Origin of the sequence: Streptomyces sp. NBC_00654 (assembly GCF_026341775.1) — a bacterium.
GTDB lineage: Bacteria > Actinomycetota > Actinomycetes > Streptomycetales > Streptomycetaceae > Streptomyces.
Map to the genome: position 1 here is coordinate 1,663,737 of NZ_JAPEOB010000001.1, position 16,989 is coordinate 1,680,725.

The 16,989-nt window shown below is 71.1% G+C and carries 17 protein-coding genes; 8 read left to right on the top strand and 9 right to left on the bottom strand.

The genetic code is table 11. The annotated features are described in order from the left end of the window. The first annotated feature begins 100 nt into the window (after positions 1 to 100). Together OHA98_RS07285 and OHA98_RS07290 are read left to right on the top strand one after the other, a co-directional pair. A complete protein-coding gene (locus tag OHA98_RS07285; RefSeq protein ID WP_266923508.1) occupies positions 101 to 601 on the top strand; it encodes a sec-independent translocase in 501 nt (166 codons plus the stop codon). A gap of 124 nt (positions 602 to 725) precedes the next feature. Continuing rightward, on the top strand, positions 726 to 1,385 hold the full coding sequence (locus OHA98_RS07290; protein WP_266923509.1) for a hypothetical protein: 660 nt from the start codon (positions 726 to 728) through the stop codon (positions 1,383 to 1,385). A 69-nt stretch (positions 1,386 to 1,454) separates the two neighbouring features. Here the strand turns inward: OHA98_RS07290 and OHA98_RS07295 are convergent, their stop codons facing one another. Genes OHA98_RS07295 through OHA98_RS07305 form a run of 3 tightly spaced genes read right to left on the bottom strand, consistent with a single transcriptional unit; the run spans position 1,455 to position 4,456 of the window. Further along, on the bottom strand, positions 1,455 to 2,588 hold the full coding sequence (locus OHA98_RS07295; RefSeq protein ID WP_266923511.1) for an Mrp/NBP35 family ATP-binding protein: 1,134 nt from the start codon (positions 2,586 to 2,588) through the stop codon (positions 1,455 to 1,457). A gap of 43 nt (positions 2,589 to 2,631) precedes the next feature. Beyond that, on the bottom strand, positions 2,632 to 3,192 hold the full coding sequence (locus OHA98_RS07300) for a DUF1003 domain-containing protein (protein ID WP_266923513.1): 561 nt from the start codon (positions 3,190 to 3,192) through the stop codon (positions 2,632 to 2,634). Continuing rightward, the gene (locus OHA98_RS07305; RefSeq protein WP_266923514.1) at positions 3,182 to 4,456 is read right to left on the bottom strand and encodes a CBS domain-containing protein; all 1,275 of its coding nucleotides are present in this window, start codon (positions 4,454 to 4,456) and stop codon (positions 3,182 to 3,184) included. The genes OHA98_RS07300 and OHA98_RS07305 overlap by 11 nt, the downstream gene beginning before the upstream one ends. 226 nt (positions 4,457 to 4,682) lie before the next feature. Between OHA98_RS07305 and OHA98_RS07310 the strand changes: the two genes are divergently transcribed. Beyond that, positions 4,683 to 5,444, top strand: coding sequence for a hypothetical protein (locus OHA98_RS07310; protein WP_266923516.1), 762 nt, complete (start codon positions 4,683 to 4,685; stop codon positions 5,442 to 5,444). Between the two features lie 24 nt (positions 5,445 to 5,468). Here the strand turns inward: OHA98_RS07310 and OHA98_RS07315 are convergent, their stop codons facing one another. Both OHA98_RS07315 and OHA98_RS07320 read right to left on the bottom strand, forming a co-directional pair. Next, positions 5,469 to 5,990, bottom strand: coding sequence for a hypothetical protein (locus OHA98_RS07315; protein ID WP_266923517.1), 522 nt, complete (start codon positions 5,988 to 5,990; stop codon positions 5,469 to 5,471). A gap of 31 nt (positions 5,991 to 6,021) precedes the next feature. Beyond that, positions 6,022 to 7,152 (bottom strand): magnesium and cobalt transport protein CorA, encoded by a 1,131-nt coding sequence (locus OHA98_RS07320; RefSeq protein WP_266923519.1) that lies wholly within the window; start codon positions 7,150 to 7,152, stop codon positions 6,022 to 6,024. A gap of 412 nt (positions 7,153 to 7,564) precedes the next feature. On the opposite strand from OHA98_RS07320, the gene OHA98_RS07325 reads away from it, so the two are divergent. Next, on the top strand, positions 7,565 to 8,149 hold the full coding sequence (locus tag OHA98_RS07325; RefSeq protein WP_266923521.1) for a suppressor of fused domain protein: 585 nt from the start codon (positions 7,565 to 7,567) through the stop codon (positions 8,147 to 8,149). A 60-nt stretch (positions 8,150 to 8,209) separates the two neighbouring features. Here the strand turns inward: OHA98_RS07325 and OHA98_RS07330 are convergent, their stop codons facing one another. Beyond that, complete coding sequence (locus tag OHA98_RS07330; RefSeq protein ID WP_266923548.1) at positions 8,210 to 9,442, bottom strand: MFS transporter; 1,233 nt, start codon at positions 9,440 to 9,442, stop codon at positions 8,210 to 8,212. 157 nt (positions 9,443 to 9,599) lie between these two features. On the opposite strand from OHA98_RS07330, the gene OHA98_RS07335 reads away from it, so the two are divergent. The 3 genes from OHA98_RS07335 (at position 9,600) to OHA98_RS07345 (ending at position 12,013) form a co-directional block, all read left to right on the top strand. Next, the gene (locus tag OHA98_RS07335; RefSeq protein WP_266923550.1) at positions 9,600 to 10,277 is read left to right on the top strand and encodes a DUF6758 family protein; all 678 of its coding nucleotides are present in this window, start codon (positions 9,600 to 9,602) and stop codon (positions 10,275 to 10,277) included. Between the two features lie 88 nt (positions 10,278 to 10,365). Beyond that, complete coding sequence (locus OHA98_RS07340; RefSeq protein WP_266923552.1) at positions 10,366 to 11,232, top strand: PHP domain-containing protein; 867 nt, start codon at positions 10,366 to 10,368, stop codon at positions 11,230 to 11,232. Positions 11,233 to 11,407: 175 nt separating this feature from the next. Then, positions 11,408 to 12,013, top strand: a complete 606-nt coding sequence (locus OHA98_RS07345) for a MarC family protein (protein WP_266923553.1) — start codon at positions 11,408 to 11,410, stop codon at positions 12,011 to 12,013. 118 nt (positions 12,014 to 12,131) lie between these two features. On the opposite strand, the gene OHA98_RS07350 is transcribed toward OHA98_RS07345, so the two are convergent. Further along, complete coding sequence (locus OHA98_RS07350) at positions 12,132 to 12,284, bottom strand: hypothetical protein (protein ID WP_266923555.1); 153 nt, start codon at positions 12,282 to 12,284, stop codon at positions 12,132 to 12,134. Between the two features lie 212 nt (positions 12,285 to 12,496). On the opposite strand from OHA98_RS07350, the gene OHA98_RS07355 reads away from it, so the two are divergent. Beyond that, a complete protein-coding gene (locus tag OHA98_RS07355; protein WP_266923557.1) occupies positions 12,497 to 13,408 on the top strand; it encodes an NYN domain-containing protein in 912 nt (303 codons plus the stop codon). Positions 13,409 to 13,465: 57 nt separating this feature from the next. Here OHA98_RS07355 and OHA98_RS07360 read toward each other — a convergent pair whose 3' ends face one another. Further along, positions 13,466 to 14,329 carry an alpha/beta fold hydrolase gene (locus OHA98_RS07360; protein WP_266923559.1) on the bottom strand — a complete coding sequence of 288 codons (864 nt, stop codon included), beginning with the start codon at positions 14,327 to 14,329 and terminating at the stop codon, positions 13,466 to 13,468. A 102-nt stretch (positions 14,330 to 14,431) separates the two neighbouring features. Beyond that, complete coding sequence (locus OHA98_RS07365; RefSeq protein WP_266923561.1) at positions 14,432 to 16,612, bottom strand: DEAD/DEAH box helicase; 2,181 nt, start codon at positions 16,610 to 16,612, stop codon at positions 14,432 to 14,434. Between the last annotated feature and the right edge of the window lie 377 nt (positions 16,613 to 16,989).

A 16,989-nucleotide genomic window follows, 5' to 3' on the forward strand; every position in this document is an offset into this window, starting at 1 on the left:
GCCCGGACAGCTTCGCCAGGTACCTTTGAGCGGTCCGGGCCCTCATCCGGCCTGGCAGGGAACACACGGAGAACACGCGGAGAACACGAGGAGCAGCTAGGTGTTCAATGACATAGGCGCACTGGAGCTGCTGACGCTCATCGTTCTCGCCGTGCTGGTCTTCGGTCCCGACAAGCTTCCGAAGGTCATCCAGGACGTCACGCGCACCATCCGTAAGATCCGCGAGTTCTCGGACAGCGCCAAGGAAGACATCCGCTCGGAGCTCGGGCCGCAGTTCAAGGACTTCGAGTTCGAGGACCTCAACCCCAAGACGTTCGTCCGCAAGCAGCTGATGGACGGCAATGACGACCTGGGGCTGAAGGAGATCCGCGAGAGCTTCGACCTGCGCAAGGAGATGGCCGAGGTCACCGACGCGGTGAACGGGCGCGAGAGCGCGTCGGCCTCCTCCGCCACCAGTGCGGCGAACGGATCGGCGAAGGAGTCGTCGGGCGGCCTCGCCGGCGGTACGGCGAACGGTGCCTCCAGCACCCCTGACCTGCTCAAGAAGCCCGCGCAGCCCGTCAAGGACGAGCGCCCGCCCTTCGACGCCGACGCCACCTGAGACCAGTCAATCCCGACTCGTCCGTACGGTATGGCTATTCTCCATCTGTCCGGTTGCGAGACGCCCGAGCCCGCGGGGGGCGGGCCGCTCCGGACCGCGACAGATCGAGGAGGCGGCCGGGCAGATGGAGACGACAAGTCGGGTAGGCGCGGAAGGTGCGCCCAGCACAGTCACCGCAGAGGGGGTGCCGGCGGCCCGGCGTACGGTCGACGGCTATCTGCGGGCACCGTTCCCCTGGTACGGGCTGGACGAGGCCTTCACCGGGCCGCGCTGGCTGATGCAGGTCGGCACCGCCGCGGACGGCACCGTGCAGCACGGGTCCACCGGACACGGTGACGAGCCCTCGCTGCGGTCCGACGCACGCACGGAGAAGGAACGCTTCGCGGTCGTCGTCACGGTGGCCAGCAGCCCCGTGCGGCGCAGCGGTGACGGTACGGGCGTGCTGGACGCCACCACGGTCTCCTCGGCGGCCTGGCTGGCGGGCTCCGGCCTGCTGGCGTACACCTGGCCGCCGCAGCTGGACCACGCGCTGCGGGACGACTGGCTGGACCAGCAGACCGAGACGGCGTTCGAGCTGGCCGACGACCTCGGCGGCCCGCCCTGGTCGAAGCTCTCGCTCCCGGTGGACGGCGTACCGGTGGAGTTCCACTACCGCGAGTCCGAGTTCGGCTGGGTGCTGGCCGGATCGGCGCACGACGGTGTGCACCTCGGGGCGTACGGGCGGGGGATGAGCGCGTACGGCCTGGGCTTCGCGGTGGTCGGCGACATCACCACGTACGCCTGAAGGTCCACCGGCACACGGCGGCCGGGGTACGACGGGACGACCACCCGTCGTACCCCGGCCGCCGTGCTGTCAGAACTTGTTGCGGGGGGTGATGCCCAGCGACATGCCGGACAGGCCGCGCTGACGGCCGCTCAGCTTGCCCGCGATGGACCGCAGCGCGCTGCCGGCCGGGGAGTCGGGGTCGGACAGGACCACCGGCTTGCCCTCGTCGCCGCCCTCGCGCAGCCGTACGTCGATCGGGATGGAGCCCAGCACCGGCACCTCGGCGCCGACCGTCCTCGTCAGGCCCTCCGCGACCCGCGCACCGCCGCCGGAGCCGAACACATCGACCATCTCGTCGCAGTGCGGGCACGGCATGCCCGACATGTTCTCGACGACGCCGACGATCTTCTGGTGGGTCTGTACGGCGATGGAGCCGGCCCGCTCGGCGACCTCGGCCGCCGCCTGCTGCGGGGTCGTGACGACGAGGATCTCCGCGTTCGGCACGAGCTGTGCCACGGAGATCGCGATGTCACCGGTGCCCGGCGGCAGGTCGAGCAGCAGGACGTCCAGGTCGCCCCAGTACACATCGGCGAGGAACTGCTGGAGCGCGCGGTGCAGCATCGGTCCGCGCCAGACCACGGGGGCGTTGCCCGGGGTGAACATCCCGATGGAGATGACCTTCACACCGTGCGCGGACGGCGGCATGATCATGTTCTCGACCTGGGTCGGCCGGCCGTCCGCGCCGAGCATCCGGGGCACGCTGTGCCCGTAGATGTCCGCGTCCACGACGCCCACCTTGAGCCCGTCGGCCGCCATCGCCGCCGCGAGGTTCACCGTCACCGAGGACTTGCCGACGCCGCCCTTGCCGGAGGCGACCGCGTACACCCGGGTCAGCGAGCCGGGCTGGGCGAACGGCACCTCGCGCTCGGCCGTGCCGCCGCGCAGCGACGACGCCAGTTCCTTGCGCTGCTCGTCGCTCATCACGTCGAGCGTGACGTCGACGCGCGAGACACCCTCGACCCGGGCGACCGCGTCGGTCACGTTCTTGGTGATCGTCTCGCGCATCGGGCAGCCGGAGACCGTGAGATACACCGTGACAGCGACTACACCGTCAGCATCGATCTCGACCGATTTCACCATGCCCAGTTCGGTGATCGGACGGTGGATCTCCGGGTCGTTCACTGTCGACAGTGCTTCACGCACCGCGTCTTCCGTAGCCATAGGGACGATGGTACGGCGCAAGGCCGTACGCGCGGGTAACCCCTCAGCGGTCGCCTTCGTCACTCTCCGCCGGGACGAGCACCTGCCGGTCCTCCATGTCCTTCACCATGTCCTGGAGTTCCGACCTGATCCAGTCCCGGGTGGCGACCTCGCCCAGGCCCATCCGCAGTGCGGCGATCTCCCGGGTGAGGTATTCGGTGTCGGCGATGGAGCGCTCGTTCTGCTTGCGGTCCTGCTCGTGGGTGACCCGGTCCCGGTCGTCCTGCCGGTTCTGCGCGAGCAGGATCAGCGGTGCGGCGTACGAGGCCTGGAGGGAGAGCATCAGCGTCAGGAAGATGAACGGGTACTCGTCGAACCGCAGGGCGGGCGGCGCGAAGATGTTCCACAGCACCCAGACGATGATGATCAGCGTCATCCAGACGATGAACCGCCCGGTGCCCAGGAAGCGGGCGATCCGCTCCGAGAACCGGCCGAACGCCTCCGGGTCGTACTCCGGCAGCAGCTTGCGGCGCGGGTCCTTCGGCTGGTCGATCCGGTTCCGCGGGGGGCGCACGATGCCCGAGGAGCCCGTCGACGCCGCCTTCGAACGCTCCTCACCCGCCATGGCTGATCCCCTCCTCGCCGTGGAAGTCCGTCTCGCGCCAGTCCTCGGGCAGCAGGTGGTCCAGTACGTCGTCGACGGTCACCGCGCCGAGCAGCGAACCGCTCTCGTCCACGACGGGCACCGAGACCAGGTTGTACGCCGCCAGATAGCTGGTCACGGTCGGCAGCGGGGTGTCCGGGGACAGCGGTACGAGGTCGCTGTCGACGATCGAGCTGACCAGGGTGAACGGCGGATCGCGCAGCAGCCGCTGGAAGTGCACCGTGCCCAGGTACTTGCCGGTCGGGGTCTCGTCCGGCGACCGGCAGACGTACACCTGCGCGGCCAGCGCCGGCGACAGGTCCGACTGCCTGACCCGGGCGAGCGCGTCGGCCACTGTCGCGTCCGGGCGCAGCACGATCGGCTCGGTCGTCATCAGCCCGCCCGCGGTGCGCTCCTCGTACGACATCAGACGGCGCACATCGGCCGCGTCGTCCGGCCGCATCAGCGCGAGCAGCCGTTCCTTGTCGTCCTCGGGCAGCTCGGAGAGCAGGTCGGCCGCGTCGTCCGGGTCCATCGCCTCCAGGACGTCGGCGGCCCGCTCCTCCTGGAGCTTGCCGATGATCTCCACCTGGTCGTCCTCGGGCAGCTCCTCCAGGACGTCGGCGAGCCGGTCGTCGTCCAGCGCGGCGGCGACCTCGGCGCGGCGTTTGGGCGAGAGGTGGTGCAGGGCGTTGGCCACATCGGTGGGCCGCAGCCGCTCGAACGTGGCGACCAGGCTCTCGGCACCCTGACCGTGCTCGTCCAGCGAGAAACCGCTGACCGCCGACCACTCCACCGTCAGCGTCTCGCCCTTGCGGCGCAGCGCCCCGCCGCGCCCCTTGCGGACGAAGTACTTGTCGATCTCCCAGTCGCGGCGGGCCGGCAGCTGCTGGATCGCCACATCGAGGACGGTGACCTCCTCGCCGGTCTCCACCAGCCGGACCCGCCGGTCCAGGAACTCACCGAGGATCAGACGTTCGGTGGGCCGTTGCTCGAAGCGCCGCATGTTGACCACGCCCGTGGTGATGACCTGGCCCGACTCGATCCCCGTCACCCGGGTCATCGGCAGGAAGATCCGCCGCCGGCTGAGCACCTCGACGACCAGGCCCAGCAGCCTCGGGGGGCGTCCGCCGACCCGCAGCATCGCCACCAGATCGCGGACCTTGCCGACCTGGTCGCCGTTGGGGTCGAAGACCGGCACACCGGAGAGATGCGAGACGAAGACCCTGGGGACGCCTGCCGCCATCCGATGCGCCTCCTTCGCCCGCCGGTGTCCGTCCGTGACGCGCGCACCGGCGGCACCACGCGTGCCGGCCGGTTCGATTGCGCCGTTATGCCGGGATCAGGCTAGCCCGTGCCGGGCCACTCCGCCCCGGCGGACCCGGCGGCCCGGCTCCCTGCCGAAGGACCCGGATGTCCCGGGTACGCTGCCGTCTGCCACCCCCGCCATGCAGATGAGAGGCAGTGCGCCCGTGACCTCCGTTGCCCCAGCCGTCCGGAACCGTCGCCGGACCGCTCTCGCCGTCGTGCTCTGTGCCGGGCTCACCGCAGCCCTCACAGCATGCGCGGGCGAGGACCCGGACAAGGGGACGAACGGCGTCGGCAGACTCCCGGCCGCCGAGATCGAGACGAAGACCAGAACGGCGGCGGACGCGGCGGACGCGGTGCGGCTCGCGGGCAAGCTCGTCAGCAAGGGCGGCACGTACACCCTCGACATGCAGCTCAACGAGGAGGGCGGCACGGGCTCCGTCACCTCGGGGAAGAGCACCTTCGTGCTGCTCCGGGTCGGTGACGAACTCTTCCTCAAGGCCGACTCCGCCTTCTGGAACCACGAGGAGAGCGACCAGGGTTCGGCCGCCGACCGGGAGGCCGCCGAGAAGCTCGACGGCAAGTACGTCAAGGTCCCCGAGGGCGACCCCACGTACAAGCAGCTGCGTGGCTTCACGGACAAGGAGATCCTGCTCGACGGCCTGCTCTCGCTGCACGGCAAGGTCAGCAAGGGCGACCGGGACACCGTCTCCGGGCTCCGCACGATCCAGATCTACGGCGGAAAGGGCGAGGGCGGCGCGCTCGATGTCGCCCTGGAGGGCAAGCCGTACCCGGTGCGCTTCGCCCGCGGCGGCGGCGGGGGCACCGTCCGCCTCCGGGACTGGAACAAGCCCTTCGTGCTGGAGGCGCCGGCCGAGGACGACACCGTCGACTACGGCGGCCAGCTCCCGAAGTCCTCGGGCTGAGCCGCACCCCGGTTGGGCGCCGCGTCAGCTCCGGCGGCGGCGCTTCAGCAGCAGCCGGGGGAGGGCGTCCGGCACCGGCCGGCGGGTGGTCGCCCCGGTCGGCAGCGGGGGCGCGGCGAGCGAGGTGTCCGGCAGCGCGGTCCGGATCTCGCCGGGCGTCAGCCGTACCACCACGCACTCGCGCGCCCAGCGTTCGGTCATCCGCTCGGCGTCCGGTGCGTTCAGCCGCTTGCCCTTGAGCTCGGCGACCGCGGCCTCCCACTCCTCGGAGTGCGGTACGAGCACGGCGACCGCCGCGTTCCAGACGACGAGACGGCCGCCCTTGTCCTTGCTCCGTACGGTGACCTCGGCGGCGGCCCCGTCGGTGATCCCGGGCGGGAAGGGCTGTTCACCGGGGCCGTCGCCGACGAGATGGGCCGCGCCCTCGTGCCAGACGTGCCACAGCGCGCGGGCGGGCCCGGTGCCCCGTACCCAGATCAGACCGGACTTCTTCGTGGCCTCCTCGACGAGGGCCCGGTCCAGCAGCACGTCAGCAGCAGCAGTCATGGCCGCACTCTATGGGACCGGGCCGGTGTGCTCAGAGCCAGCCGTTGCGCTTGAGGATGCGGTGGATGGAGAAGCAGACCACCCCGATGACACCCATCACCATGGCGTAGCCGTACTTCCACTGCAGCTCGGGCATGTGATCGAAGTTCATGCCGTAGACGCCGCAGATCATCGTCGGTACCGCGATGATGGCCGCCCAGGACGTGATCTTGCGCATGTCCTCGTTCTGGGTGACGGTCGCCTGCGCCAGATTGGCCTGGAGGATCGAGTTCAGCAGCTCGTCGAAGCCGATGACCTCCTCATGGACCCGGGCGAGGTGGTCGGCCACATCACGGAAGTACTTCTGGATGTCGGGGTCGATCAGCCGCATCGGCCGCTCGCTCAGCAGCTGCATCGGGCGCAGCAGCGGCGAGACGGCCCGCCTGAACTCCATCACCTCGCGCTTGAGCTGGTAGATCCGGCCCGCGTCGGAGCCGCGCCGGCTGCCCTTCGCGGGGGTGGAGAAGACATCGATCTCCACCTCGTCTATGTCGTCCTGCACGGCTTCGGCCACGGCGATGTAGCCGTCGACGACATGGTCGGCGATCGAGTGCAGTACGGCGGAGGGGCCCTTGGCGAGCAGCTCCGGGTCGTCCTGGAGGCGGCGGCGCAGGGCGCGCAGCGAGCCGTGCCCGCCGTGCCGGACGGTGATGACGAAGTCCCGGCCGGTGAAGCACATCACCTCGCCGGTCTCGACGACCTCGCTGGTCGCGGTCAGCTCGGCGTGCTCGACGTAGTGGATGGTCTTGAAGACGGTGAACAGGGTGTCGTCGTATCGCTCCAGCTTGGGGCGCTGGTGGGCGTGGACGGCGTCCTCCACGGCGAGCGGGTGGAGGCCGAACTCCCGCGCGATGACGGCGAATTCCTCCTCCGTCGGCTCGTGCAGGCCGATCCACGCGAAGCCGCCGCTCTCCCGCACCCGGAGCATCGCCTCGTGCGGGGTCGGGCAGGCGGACGCCTCGATGCGCCGTCCGTCGCGGTAGACCGCGCAGTCGACGACCGCGCTGGAGGCGGAGGGGTCGCGGGTGGTGTCGTAACCACCGCTGTACGGAGCGCTGTTCTTACGGAGGGACGGGCGCAGGGACGGGCGCACGGCGGCGCGCAGGTCGCGGATCATCGACATGGGCTGACTCCTTCACGGAGGGCCGTCGGCGGGGCGTGGAACAGCCCGGAATGGGGACGTGTGCTCACGTCCGCAAAGCGGGCGGCACCGCGCGGGCGCGATGACGGCATTCGCTACAGACAGGCAAAAACGAAAGGCTCTTCCGTGGTGCGAACTGCCGTGGGGCCGTGACCGGGAAGGGGTCAGATCACCGAGGGAAGGCGTCGTGCGGAAGAGCGGTCGGTACTGCACGGTCGACTTGGATCCATGGCAGTCCCCACCTCCTCCGGCCGGTCCCCCGTGAGGGACGACGTGTCGTCGGGACTGAGAGAGCGACGCTTCTGCGCGCTGTCCCGACCGGCGGCCAGGCTATCAGCCGCCCAGGGCCCAATCCCTTACTTTGCCCATTCGATACGCGCTCTATGCTCGCCGCATGGGAGAAATTCTTGCGCTGGTCGAGGCGCGGCTGCGGACGGCCCTGGGCGAGCCCGACGCACGCGCCGGTGTGACGTTCCTCGGTACCGAACGCATCGAGGTGCTCCGCTTCATCGACGGTGACGTGGTGCGCTACGCCACGCTCGGCATGTCCGCCCAGCCGATGGCCGATCCCACCTCGCCGCTCGCCGATCCGGTGAAGGGGCCCCGGGCCGAACTCGTCCTGTCGGTACGGGCGGGGCTCGCCGACACCGACCAGGTGCTGCGTCCGCTCGCCGTGCTGGCCGCCTCCCCGCAGGTGGAGGGCCTGATCGTGGCCCCGGGTGCCTCGCTGGACCTCGGGCAGCCGCTGTGGACGGCGGCGCCGTTCAGCTCGGTGCTGGTCGCCGAGCCGGGCGGACTGGTCGAGGATCTGGAGCTGGACGAGCCGTACGAGCCGGTGCGCTTCCTGCCGTTGCTGCCGATGACGCACAACGAGGCCGCCTGGAAGCGGGTCCGGGGGGCGCAGGAGCTCCAGGAGCGCTGGCTGTCGCACGGGACGGACCTGCGTGATCCGCTGCGTACGTCCGTGGCGCTGGACTGAACGGCGCGGCCCCCGGGGCGGGACCCGCCGGCCCCCGGGGGCCGGACCCGCGTACGCCGGTCAGTCGGCGAAGACCGTGACGCCGTTCTCGGTGGCGTGCTTCGTCGCCGGCTCCTCGGCCTCGTGGGTCAGCGCCGCGCGCCGGAACAGTACGACGGCCGCTCCGGCCAGCGCGGCGAGCGCGGCGACGACGAACGGGATGTGGATGTCGCTCCACTCCTCGATCCTCGGGGCGAGGAAGGGGGCCGCGGCCGCGGCGAACCAGCGGACGAAGTTGTACCCGGCGCTCGCCACCGGACGCGGCGCGTCGGAGACTCCGAGGGCCAGCTCGGTGTAGACGGTGTTGTTCATGCCGATGAAGGCACCGGAGACGATCGTGCAGACGATGGCCGTGGTGTGGCTGCCGTATCCGAGGACCAGCAGGTCGGCGGCGAGCAGTACCAGCGAGGCGCCGACCACCTTCAGCGAGCCGAAGCGCTTCTGCAGCCGCGGGGCGACGAGCACCGAGAAGACCGCGAGCAGCAGACCCCAGGCGAAGAACACCGCCCCCGACTTGTACGGGGTCATGTTCAGCACGAACGGGGTGAAGGCCAGGATCGTGAAGAACGCGTAGTTGTAGAAGAACGCCGAGGCCGCGACCGAGGCGAGGCCGCCGTGGCCGAGCGCCTTGAGAGGGTCCAGCAGGGAGGTCTTCCGCGCGGGCCCGGGCTGTTCGCGGAGGAACGCGGCGATGCACAGGAAGCCGATCGCCATCAGGGCCGCGGTGCCGAAGAAGGGGTAGCGCCAGCTGGCGTCCCCGAGCAGCGCGCCGAGCAGCGGCCCGCACGCCATGCCGAGGCCGAGCGCCGACTCGTACAGCAGGATCGCGGCGGCGCTGCCGCCGGCCGCCGCGCCGACGATCACCGCGAGCGCGGTGGAGACGAAGAGCGCGTTGCCCAGGCCCCAGCCCGCCCGGAAGCCGACCAGCTCGGCGACGGAGGACGAGGTCCCGGAGAGCGTGGCGAAGACGACGACCAGGGCGAGACCGGTCAGCAGCGTCCTGCGGCCGCCGATCCGGCTGGAGACGAAGCCGGTGACGAGCATCGCGACCGCGGTGATCAGGAAGTACGAGGTGAACAGCAGCGACACCTGACTGGGCGTCGCTTCGAGTCCCTCGGCGATGGACGGCAGAATCGGGTCCACCAGGCCGATTCCCATGAACGCGACGACGGACGCGCCCGCGGTCGCCCATACGGCCTTGGGCTGGCGCAGGATGCTTGACGCTTCCTCGTCGAACGGATCCTCTCCCTGCATGGGTTCTCTCGCTCTCCACTAGGTCGTTGTGTGATGCACAGAATAAGTTAGTCCGCCTAATAAGTGCAAGCTACATCTATTTCTGTGGGCGAGAGCCACGCTGCGGACGGGTGATCGTCCTTGACGCGGCGACCGCCGCGGAGGACCGTTGGCAGTTATGAGGGGCGAACCCAGTTGCCCGAAGTGCGGTGGCCGGGTCAGGGCGCCCGGTCTCTTCGCCGACTCCTGGCAGTGCCCCGCGCATGGTCAGATCCATCCGCTGCAGCCGGTGATCCCGCCCAGCGTCGAGGCGCTCGGGGTGGTCGTGAACCGCGCGCAGGTGCCGGTCTGGATGCCCTGGCCGCTCCCGGTGGGGTGGCTGTTCACGGGTGTGACGTCCGCGGGGGACGACCGCAGCGGAGGCCGCGCGACCGTGGTCGCCTGCTCCGGCCCGGGGCCGCTCGGCGGCATGGGGGAGCTGCTGCTCGTCGCCGAGGAACTGGGCGTCGGGCTCGGTGCGCGCTATGCGGGGATCGAGGGACCCGACCCCGGGCCGCGACTGTGCGTCGACGGAAAACCCGACGCCAAGGTCCTGGCCGCCGGACGCCCCACCCCCCTCTGGCACGTCAGGGGCACCCCGGAGGACCGGGCGGTCTTCGCCGGTGAGGCGCGCGGGCTGTGGCTCTGGGCGATTGTCTGGCCCGAGCAGGCGGGGCTGCTGCTCCACGACGAGCTGGTGCTGACCGATCTGCGTGACGCCGGAGGGGAGTCGGACCTCGTCCCGTGCGGGGCGCTCACTCCCCGGCTGCTCAACGCCCCCGACGGTCCGCCCCGGCAGGGGACCGCCGGGATATAGGGGGTTCGGGGCGGTTATCCTTGAGCGACCCGTCCGGCCCCACCTGTCACTTTCCCCGCCCGTCCCCGCGAGTTCTGGAGTACGCGTCGTGCGCATCGATCTGCACACCCACTCCGCCGCGTCGGACGGCACGGACACTCCCGCCGAACTGGTGGCGGCCGCCGCGGCCACGGGGCTCGACGTCATCGCGCTCACCGACCACGACACCGTCGCCGGACACCGTGAGGCCATCGGCGCGCTACCCGAGGGGCTCACCCTCGTCACCGGCGCGGAGCTCTCCTGCAAGCTCGACGGCGTGGGCCTGCACATGCTGGCGTACCTCTTCGATCCCGAGGAGCCCGAACTGGCCCGCGAACGCGAGCTGGTACGGGACGACCGGGTGCCGCGCGCCCAGGAGATGGTCCGCAAACTCCAGGCGCTCGGTGTCCCGGTGACCTGGGAGCAGGTCGCCCGCATCGCCGGGGACGGCTCCGTCGGCCGGCCGCACGTGGCCACCGCGCTCGTCGAACTCGGCGTCGTCGGGACCGTCTCCGACGCCTTCACGCCCGACTGGCTCGCGGACGGCGGACGGGCGTACGCCGAGAAACACGAACTCGACCCGTTCGACGCGATCCGGCTGGTCCGGGTGGCGGGCGGCGTCACCGTCTTCGCCCACCCGGCCGCCGTGAAGCGCGGCGCCGTGGTGCCCGAGTCCGCCATCGCCCGGCTCGCCGCCGCGGGGCTCGACGGCATAGAGGTCGACCACATGGACCACGACGAGCCCACCAGGGCCCGGCTGCGCGGGCTCGCCCGTGAACTGGGACTGCTGACGACCGGGTCCAGCGACTACCACGGCACCCGCAAGACCGTCCGGCTCGGCGAGTACACGACCGACCCCGAGATCTACGGCGAGATCACCCGGCGCGCCACGGGAGCCTTCCCGGTGCCGGGCGCCGGCGGAACCGGCCACTCGTAGCACCCCCGTTCGCGCGCTCGCGCGCGATCCCGTACCGCACGCACCGCACCACCGCACACGCTCCCGCGCGCCCGGCCGCCGTCATGCGGCAGCCCCCGGCCGCCGCTGAGGCTGCCCCGGCCCGCGGCCGCGCACACTCCCCGTACCGCCCGTTTCTCTCCTCGCAAGGCTCACTGTGTTCGACGTCGCTGTCTTCGGATCCCTTTTTCTCACGCTTTTTGTGATTATGGATCCGCCCGGAATCACTCCGATCTTCCTCGCTCTCACCGCGGGCCGCCCGGCCAAGGTGCAGCGCAAAATGGCGCTCCAGGCGGTCATGGTCGCCTTCGGGGTGATCGCCGTCTTCGGCCTGCTCGGCCAGCAGATCCTGGACTACCTGCATGTCTCCGTGCCCGCGCTGATGATCGCGGGCGGGCTGCTCCTGCTGCTCATCGCGCTGGACCTGCTGACCGGCAAGACCGACGAGCCGACCCAGACCAAGGACGTCAACGTCGCGCTCGTACCGCTGGGCATGCCGCTGCTGGCCGGGCCCGGCGCGATCGTCTCCGTCATCCTGGCGGTGCAGCACGCGGACGGGGTGGGCGGTCAGGTCTCGGTCTGGTCGGCGATCGTCGCCATGCACGTGGTGCTCTGGCTGACCATGCGCTATTCGCTGCTGATCATCCGGGTGATCAAGGACGGCGGTGTGGTGCTGGTGACCCGGCTCGCCGGAATGATGCTCTCGGCCATCGCCGTGCAGCAGATCATCAACGGCGTCACTCAGGTCATCCAGAACGCCTGATCCCGGGCGCGCGCACCACAGCGCCCCCGCGCATCACGGCCCCGCACACCACAGCGCCCCCGCACGGACCATCCGTGCGGGGGCGCTTCGTCTTTACGGCGCAATGCGTGACAAGGCGTTACGAAGCCGAACTGTCGGCCGGGCGGATATAGATGCGCCGGCCCACTGCTGCGGCCTGCTGCACGATCCGGTTGACGGAGGCGGCGTCCACGACGGTGCTGTCCACGGCGGTACCGTCGACATCGTCGAGTCGCATGATCTCGAAGCGCACAAGGCTTCCCTTCGTCTGATCCTCCTGCTGGAGAACTGCTGGGAGGACGGGGCGGGCCCGTCCGCAAGGATGAAGAGCGCAAGGCGTCAGCGTCTCGCGCTCCACAGGGGGTACAACGGCTTGCCCCCTGCAATCATTCCCTACGCTAAGGAAATTTTTTGGATGTCTAAGTACCCGCCAGTAGCTGCGCATGCGCAGACGACGAGGTCCGTATGAACGAGGCGGACGCAGAACCATTCGGCCGGGCCGAGATCGAGGAGCGCCTGGACCGCACCAATCAGCTGCTCCAGCGCGTGCTCGCCGAGGTGTCGAAGACCCCCTCGACGCACGCGATCTTCGTGGACGCGGGCTATGTGTACGCGGCGGCCGGCCTGCTCGTCACCGGCACCGAGGACCGCCGTTCCTTCGACCTCGACGCGGAGGGGCTGATCGAGGCCTTCATCGACAAGGCCCGCACGATCTTCGCGGACAGCAGACTGCTGCGCGTCTACTGGTACGACGGGGCCCGGCGCCGTATCCACACCGTGGAGCAGCAGTCCATCGCCGAACTTCCCGACGTCAAGGTGCGGCTCGGCAACCTCAACGCCAACAACCAGCAGAAGGGCGTCGACTCCCTCATCCGCACCGACCTCGAATCACTGGCCAGGCACCGCGCCATCAGCGACGCGGCCCTCGTCGGCGGCGACGAGGACCTGGTGTCGGCGGTCGAGGCGGCCCAGGGCTACGGCGCCCGCGTCCACCTCTGGGGCATCGAGGCCGCCGAAGGCCGCAACCAGGCCGAGCCGCTGCTCTGGGAGGTCGACAGCCAGCGGACCTTCGACCTCGACTTCTGCCGCCCCTATGTCACCCGGCGGCCCGTCACCACGTACGAGGACGACGCCCCGGCCCCCTCGCGCGAGGACGTCCGCTTCGTCGGTGCGCAGATCGCCGCCACCTGGCTCTCCGCCCGCGGCCGTGAGTCCCTCGCCGACCTGCTGCCCGGACATCCCTATCTGCCGGGCTCGGTCGACCAGGACCTGCTGGTCGAGGCGGAACGGCTGCTCCAGCACTCCCTGCGCGGCCACGCGCACCTGCGGCGCGCGCTGCGGGACGGGTTCTGGCAGCACCTCCAGGCGCAGTACTGAGGCATGACGCGGCCGGGCCGCGCGGGCGATGACGGCCACCGATGCCCTGAAGGGGTGTCAGAGGCTGTCCCAGAACGCGGCCAGGGCAGCGGCCGTCTCCCGCGGCCGGGCCGTGTTGGGGGAGTGCTCGGCGCCCTCGACCGTGGTGCGGCGGGCCCCCAGCCGCCGCGCCATCGCGTCGAACCGCTCCACCGGCCAGACGTCGTCGCGCTCGCCGGAGATCACATGGACGGGCAGCGCGAGGGCGGCCAGTTCCGCCACCCGGTCCGGTTCGCCGGCCAGCTGGGCGCCGGTGGCGATCAGCTGCGCCGGGCTGTGCAGCAGCCAGCGGCGGCGCAGCGCCTCGCCGCCACCGGTGTCCGCGTCCTGCGGCGGGTCGAGGGCCCGCATCGCCTCCCACACCTCGGCCATGCTCAGCACCGACAGCGCGTCGCTGAGCATCTTCACCTTGTCCCGCTGGGCGGCGACGACCTCGGCGGGGCCCGAGGACATGAGCGTCAGGGAGCGGAAGGGGGTGGCGTCGAGCAGGACGGCGGCTCGGGCGATCTGGCCGCCGAGCGAGTGGCCGAGCAGGTGGATCCGGCCGGGGGCGCCGTCGCCCCCCTCGGTGAGCGCGGCCGCCTGGGCGAGTACGTCGCGGGCCAACTCCTCCTGGGCGTATGACTCCTGACGATCCGTCCTCTCGGTCTCGTACTGCCCGCGGCCGTCGACGGTGACCACGCGGTACCCGGCGTCGGAGAGCGGTTCGAGCAGGGCGATGAAGTCCTCCTTGCTGCCGGTGTATCCGGGCAGCAGCAGGGCGGTGGAGTGGGGTGTCCCGGTACGCGGTGCGGCATCCAGCACGGCGAAGTCCCCGCGTGCGGTTCGCAGCACACGGGCACGGGCACAGGAGGGCGGGGTGAAGGTGGGCGGCCGGCTCATACGACGAGGCTATCCCCGGATGTACGTATCGCGCCGGACAGCCGTACGGCCCCGTTCCCGCGAGCTGCGGGAACGGGGCCGTACGGGAGTGATGCGCGGCTGTCAGCCCTCGGTCGTGGCAGCCTCGGCCTTGGCCGTCGCGCGGGTGGCCCGGCGGCGGCGCGGCTTGGCCGGGGCCTCCGCGTCGGCGGCCCCGCCCACCACGGCCTCGGCCTCGGCGACCACGGCGGCCTCGGTCCCGATGGTGGCGGCGCGGGTCGCCCGGCGGCGGCGCGGCTTGGCCTCGGCCTCGTCGGCCGGAACCTGGGTCACCGTCTCCGCGGCGGCCTTCGTCCGCGTGGCCTTCTTCGCCGCGGTCTTCTTCGCCGTGGCGGCCGCCTTCGGCTTCGACTCGGCCTTCGGCTCGGTCTTCGACTCGGCCTTCGGCTCGGTCTTCGGCTTCGCGGCGGCGCGGGGCCGGCGGCGCGGCTTCGTCTCCGGCTCGGGCTCGGACGCCGGGGCGATCTGGAAGTCGACCTCGTCGACGGCCGGCTTCACGACCCGGGCGCGGCGGCGCGGCTTTGCGGCCGGCTCGGCCACCGGCTCGGCGAAGCCGACGGCGACGGCCACGGTCTGGAACTCGGCCGGCGCCTTGACGGCCGGTGCCCCGACCGCGGGGGTCCTGGCCGGGGGTGCCTGCGTGACCGCGTCCTCCACCGGCTTCGCGGCGGCGGTACGGGTGCGGCGGCGGCGCGGCTTGCTCTCCGCCACGGGCTCCGCCTCGGTCACCACAGCGGCGACCGGTGCCGCGGGGGCCTCCGCCACGGCCACAGCGGCCTCGGCGGCGGCCTCGGGGGCACCCACCCGGGTACGGCGGCGGCGACGCGGTGTACGCGGCTCCGCCGGGCCCTCGGCGGCCTCAGGGGCGACGGTGGCCTCGCCGGCCGGTGCGGGCACCGTGGCGGTGCCCTCCTCCAGCGCGGCCCCGCTGCGGGTGCGACGGCGCTGACGCGGCGTACGCGTACGCGGCTCGCGCTCCTCGCGGGCGGGGGCCGGTGCGCTCGCGGCGGACTTGCGGCCCCGGCCGCCCGTCTCGCCGAGGTCCTCGACCTCTTCCGCGCGCAGACCCGCACGGGTGCGCTCGGCACGGGGCAGTACGCCCTTGGTGCCCGCGGGGATGCAGAGTTCCTCGAAGAGGTGCGGCGACGTGGAGTACGTCTCCTGCGGGTCGGGGAACTTCAGGTCCAGCGCCTTGTTGATGAGCTGCCAGCGCGGGATGTCGTCCCAGTCGACCAGGGTGATCGCGATGCCCTTGGCGCCCGCGCGGCCGGTCCGGCCGATGCGGTGGAGGTAGGTCTTCTCGTCCTCCGGCGACTGGTAGTTGATGACGTGGGTCACACCCTCGACATCGATACCGCGGGCCGCGACGTCGGTGCAGACGAGAACGTCCACCTTGCCGTTGCGGAACGCGCGCAGCGCCTGCTCGCGCGCGCCCTGGCCCAGGTCGCCGTGGACCGCGCCGGAGGCGAAGCCGCGCTTCTCCAGCTGCTCGGCGATGTCGGCGGCCGTCCGCTTCGTACGGCAGAAGATCATCGCGAGCCCGCGGCCCTCGGCCTGCAGGATGCGCGAGACCATCTCGGGCTTGTCCATCGAGTGGGCGCGGTAGACGAACTGCGCCGTGTTCTTGACGGTCGAGCCCTCGTCGTCGGGCGACGTGGCGTTGATGTGGGTGGGCTGCGACATGTAGCGGCGCGCGAGGCTGATGACGGCGCCGGGCATGGTCGCCGAGAACAGCATGGTCTGGCGCTTCGGCGGCAGCATCGTGATGATGCGCTCGACGTCGGGCAGGAAGCCGAGGTCCAGCATCTCGTCGGCCTCGTCGAGGACGAGCGCGCGGATGTGGGACAGGTCGAGCTTGCGCTGGCCCGCCAGGTCGAGCAGCCGGCCCGGGGTGCCGACGATCACGTCGACGCCCTTCTTGAGGGCCTCGACCTGGGGCTCGTACGCACGGCCGCCGTAGATCGCGAGAACGCGGACGTTGCGGACCTTGCCGGCGGTCAGCAGGTCGTTGGTGACCTGCTGGCACAACTCACGGGTGGGAACGACGACCAGGGCCTGCGGGGCGTCGGTCAGCTTCTCGGGCGCGGCGCGCCCGGCCTCGACGTCGGCGGGGACGGTGACGCGCTCCAGGAGCGGCAGTCCGAAACCGAGCGTCTTGCCGGTGCCGGTCTTGGCCTGGCCGATGACGTCGGTGCCGGAGAGCGCTACGGGGAGCGTCATCTCCTGGATGGGGAACGGGGACATGATGCCGACTGCCTCAAGGGCTTCGGCCGTCTCGGAAAGGATCCCGAGGTCGCGGAACGTAGTCAGGGTGCTGCCTCTTCTGTGAGACGCGGTCCGAGGCGAACGCGGGGGGTCGTACCGTGCCGGGGTTGGTCATCCGGCCGTGGATGGGCCGGGTGGCGCGGGACCACTGCCGTCGCTCGAGCGCTCGTGCCGCTGAGGGGGCCCCTCATCTGCGGTCGTACGTGTCGTACGCCTCGCGTGGAGGGCTGTCGGGTCGGAGCCGATCGGGCCACCGACCGGGCATCCTCATTCAAGGTCGCGTCCCTGGCACAGGAAAATGCTCAGTAGACGCAATACCACTGTACCCCGGATTCGCGCATGTGTGTTGGGCGAAT

Coding starts and splice junctions, on each gene's coding strand:
- OHA98_RS07330 (WP_266923548.1), bottom strand. CDS start 9,442: ATGCAGGGAGAGGATCCGTTCGACGAGGAAGCGTCAAGCATCCTGCGC.
- OHA98_RS07290 (WP_266923509.1), top strand. CDS start 726: ATGGAGACGACAAGTCGGGTAGGCGCGGAAGGTGCGCCCAGCACAGTC.
- OHA98_RS07335 (WP_266923550.1), top strand. CDS start 9,600: ATGAGGGGCGAACCCAGTTGCCCGAAGTGCGGTGGCCGGGTCAGGGCG.
- OHA98_RS07315 (WP_266923517.1), bottom strand. CDS start 5,990: ATGACTGCTGCTGCTGACGTGCTGCTGGACCGGGCCCTCGTCGAGGAG.
- OHA98_RS07360 (WP_266923559.1), bottom strand. CDS start 14,329: ATGAGCCGGCCGCCCACCTTCACCCCGCCCTCCTGTGCCCGTGCCCGT.
- OHA98_RS07355 (WP_266923557.1), top strand. CDS start 12,497: ATGAACGAGGCGGACGCAGAACCATTCGGCCGGGCCGAGATCGAGGAG.
- OHA98_RS07305 (WP_266923514.1), bottom strand. CDS start 4,456: ATGGCGGCAGGCGTCCCCAGGGTCTTCGTCTCGCATCTCTCCGGTGTG.
- OHA98_RS07300 (WP_266923513.1), bottom strand. CDS start 3,192: ATGGCGGGTGAGGAGCGTTCGAAGGCGGCGTCGACGGGCTCCTCGGGC.
- OHA98_RS07295 (WP_266923511.1), bottom strand. CDS start 2,588: ATGGCTACGGAAGACGCGGTGCGTGAAGCACTGTCGACAGTGAACGAC.
- OHA98_RS07320 (WP_266923519.1), bottom strand. CDS start 7,152: ATGTCGATGATCCGCGACCTGCGCGCCGCCGTGCGCCCGTCCCTGCGC.
- OHA98_RS07325 (WP_266923521.1), top strand. CDS start 7,565: ATGGGAGAAATTCTTGCGCTGGTCGAGGCGCGGCTGCGGACGGCCCTG.
- OHA98_RS07365 (WP_266923561.1), bottom strand. CDS start 16,612: ATGTCCCCGTTCCCCATCCAGGAGATGACGCTCCCCGTAGCGCTCTCC.